Origin of the sequence: Izhakiella australiensis, from assembly GCF_002006995.1 — a bacterium.
In the GTDB taxonomy this organism is placed as follows: Bacteria; Pseudomonadota; Gammaproteobacteria; order Enterobacterales; family Enterobacteriaceae; genus Izhakiella; species Izhakiella australiensis.
Map to the genome: position 1 here is coordinate 1 of NZ_MRUL01000028.1, position 3348 is coordinate 3348.

General features: G+C 50.4%; 5 protein-coding genes. 1 reads left to right on the top strand and 4 read right to left on the bottom strand.

The annotated features are described in order from the left end of the window. The 4 genes from BTJ39_RS22200 to BTJ39_RS22215 form a co-directional block, all read right to left on the bottom strand. On the bottom strand, positions 1-290 hold a 290-nt coding region (locus BTJ39_RS22200), incomplete at its 3' end, for a baseplate wedge 1 family protein (protein WP_139356397.1). Continuing rightward, positions 287-1486 (bottom strand): baseplate J/gp47 family protein, encoded by a 1200-nt coding sequence (locus BTJ39_RS22205; protein ID WP_078004866.1) that lies wholly within the window; start codon positions 1484-1486, stop codon positions 287-289. The genes BTJ39_RS22200 and BTJ39_RS22205, both read right to left, overlap by 4 nt. Next, a complete protein-coding gene (locus tag BTJ39_RS22210; RefSeq protein ID WP_078004867.1) occupies positions 1487-1840 on the bottom strand; it encodes a contractile injection system sheath initiator in 354 nt (117 codons plus the stop codon). After that, positions 1840-2592, bottom strand: a complete 753-nt coding sequence (locus tag BTJ39_RS22215) for a Gp138 family membrane-puncturing spike protein (RefSeq protein ID WP_078004868.1) — start codon at positions 2590-2592, stop codon at positions 1840-1842. Before BTJ39_RS22215 ends, BTJ39_RS22210 begins: the two co-directional genes overlap by 1 nt. Positions 2593-2810: 218 nt before the next feature. Between BTJ39_RS22215 and BTJ39_RS22220 the strand changes: the two genes are divergently transcribed. Continuing rightward, positions 2811-3176, top strand: coding sequence for a hypothetical protein (locus BTJ39_RS22220; protein ID WP_139356398.1), 366 nt, complete (start codon positions 2811-2813; stop codon positions 3174-3176). The last annotated feature ends 172 nt before the right edge of the window (positions 3177-3348 follow it).

Sequence of the window (3348 nt, forward strand, 5' to 3'; positions counted from 1 at the left end):
TTATCCGGGTCGTATGGCCCTTGCCAGACGCCCTGATCCCATCCGAGTCCGTCAGTATCGAAAGAAAAGTAAATGCCGGATATCGGCTGACTGACAATACGCGATCGCCCTATCCACTCTCCGAGTATGTCCAATTGCGTGCCGACTGCAGTATCAATATCAAAAGCAGCGAGCAACGCATTTAATGTTTCTGACGTATCAGTAAGCGCCCGCGTTGACAGGTCAACATGCGCAACGAATTTTGGCTTTCCGGCGTGATAGTTTGTTATCAAATCGGTGTATTTGCTCATGACGTCACCGTAATATCGATGTTGTCCACTGAGCAGGTAACCGCCTCGTTATAATTGGTAACGATGTTTGCGGCTGCCACGCTGCCCGCTGAGCGCCCGATCTGAAGGCTGTTAATATCGTAATAGCGGCTCTCGCCGCCGCTCATCACGCCGAGGTTCGCAGGGGAATATACGCGGGAAAGAAGAACGTTATCGCCAATCAAAAGCGAGTTTATATAGCCCGCTATTGCCGCCTTGATGTCATTGCCGATTTGCGTTGTGTATCCGGTAAAAACTTTCAGTTCAATTGCAACGTATACCGGCACAGGTGATGATCGGGAAAAATAAATCGTATGGGGGTTTCCCCAGTAATCAGAAACAACAACTGATGTACTGCCAAACGTTGAAACGCCCTGGCCTTTCTTACGGATAATCGTCTGCGCAATGCTGGCAACATCACCGCCATCGACAATGGCTGCAACAGAATGCGCAGGCAGGCCGTTTGCGTCCGGGCTTCCTGTGTCATTTTCATAGAGCTTATGACGCGTCACGCCCTCTACATTTGCTATTGCGCCATCCAGTGCCTCAAAGGGGGTGACCGACGGCAGCGCTACGCTCTGCGCCTGCCTGATGCGTAACTCTGCATCTGTTTCAGCGGCGCTACCAACCGTTGCCGCCGTGGCGTTAGTTACCGACGTCCAGCCACGCGTGGGTGTATTTATCTGACTGACTGTTCCTGCCAGTGCTGCCACCGCGCCGGAACGTGAACAAGTGGCCGTGGCTACTATTGTGCCATCAACACCGATGCTTACGCTGTCCGGAAGGTTCCAGATAACCCCGTTGGCATCCCTCACTGATCCATTAATAACGGTTGTGCCGGCTGTTCCGGTCAACGTCAGATCGACAGTTGAACTTGTAGCGGCTTTGCGCGCAATGCCGTTTATTTTTACGTTACGGCTGAGCGCATAGCTCATGGCGGTGGAAGGCGAAAAGCTGTTGTAAACCTCGATTGCGGTATTGTTTGCATCATGCACCGCCAGCGCTACCAGCGCGACCATCTGGCCGTCTTTGCTGTCTGGCTCCAGATAAGCATCGGTGCCGTAAATCTGCTGAAAGTAGCCGATTATGGTGCTGAGGATAGTCTGGTAATCAGGCGCGCTGATCCCCTGAGCTGTTACCGTTGCCGATAACCCCAGCGTGTCGAGATTGAGAGCCATTTATGCCTCGCTGGTAATGGTAGCCGTTCCGTATATGGTGTCGATTGTCGCCGTGAAAATAACGCGGCGGGAAGAAGTATTCACTGTTGTACCGAAGGCAAGAATTGATTTAACACCCTGCGTATCAAGGATTCGCTGGCGGATCGCCAGGTTATACACCTCCGGCTTTTGCTTACCCAGCACAGATTGCATCCACGGCGTTCCCTCGGTAGTATCCAGGAACCACTGCCCGTACCAGAGCAGGAATCGTGTTTTAACTGCCTGCGCCACAGTCTCAGGGGAGTTAATCAGCCAGGTGTCATCACCCTGACCGAAAGTGTAATCCCCGTTTGCGTCCTCTCGTCTGTATCGCATCAGTTCACCGTTCCCGAATTGTCGTTACCAGATTGAACCTGTCCATGCGTGTGCTGGTCGCTGATGTCTTTTCCGTTCGACTTCAGCGAACCAATAAACTCTATTGCGCCCGTAATTTTTGCAGCCACGCCGCCGCTGATGCTTCCCACCATTCCTGATACCCATGTCAGTAAGCCGTTAACTGTCACAGCCTGACTGAAATTGGCCAGCGGCGTGGTCACGTTAACACCTCCGGGCGCCACAAAATTAATCGCATGGCTGTTTGGATCTATCTCAATATATGCCGCCCCGTCATCGGTGCGCATCTGTAGTGTGGTCGTGCTGATGTTGCTAATTTTCTTCGCCTGCGATTGAGGGCCAACCAGCGCAAAGGCATCTGACAAATCATGCTGACGTGGATCGACAGGCTCCTGAACACCGCCGTTCTGCCACCAGAAATCGATGCAGCGGTCACTGAAAACAAGCAGGCACTCATCACCAGCCTTGACCGGAAAAGTAATGGTACAGCCGCCACCGCGAGGGAATATGACCGGAACGTCCGTCAGTAACGGAAGATTAACCGATTTCAGATTACCCAGGTCGTCAGCTGCCTGACCGTTCAGCGCAGGCTGAACAATGCAGGTACAGGCGTCAGGATCGAATGACTGGATAACGCCAGGCATAGATACGCGAAGCATTGAAAAAATGCTGTCTGACAGTGATTTCGACGTCTGTTGCTCACCACCAGCCAGCGATTGAGGGGATACCGGCATATTTTCTCCAGGCATAAAAAACCCGCAGTTAAGCGGGTTACTGATCAAATATCAGGGTTAATAAATTTTCGTTTTAGTGATAAACCTTCTTGACCATATTCGATAGATCTACATCTTCAAAAGTTATTGTTGCATGTCGATAAAAAACTAAAGCGAGTACAGTGCCTGAAAGTGACCATATGGCCTTAGCGCGCTTACGGATGGAGCCACCAAAAGTTATGACTAATTCAGTTTTCACAGTACGCCTCTCAAAGTCTGCTGGTATTGAGATGAAGCCATATATCGAAAAAATAATCCCCCCGGAATCAAGGAAGATGGGGGTTAGGGCTATGGCTTTTGACTCCGCAACGGGAAGTAGCGGAGATAATATTGTAGGTTACATATTTGAATTTATTCAAAATAAAGATGTTTGCTATTCAGTTGCGGCAATTATTATTGCCTGGATTCGTGCGCGTAATGGGAAGTCTGTCACATTCCGTAAGGGTGACTCATTAATCGATGCAAAAGGATTGAACGAAAAGGAGCTTTTCAAAATCCTTGAAATGAAGGATGTCACAGTTCACATAGACGGGAATGAGAAATGATATCCCATCAACCGTAAATTACTTAACCTTCACACAATCATACGTCCCGAAAAGCCGCGGCTGATCCATATTGCTGCGAATGGCCTCGACGTTCAGGATGGCTTTTCCGTTGCGCTTAACGTAGTCCATACCGAGCCAGCCGGGAGCGTCCTGGCGGGGAACCATCCATTGC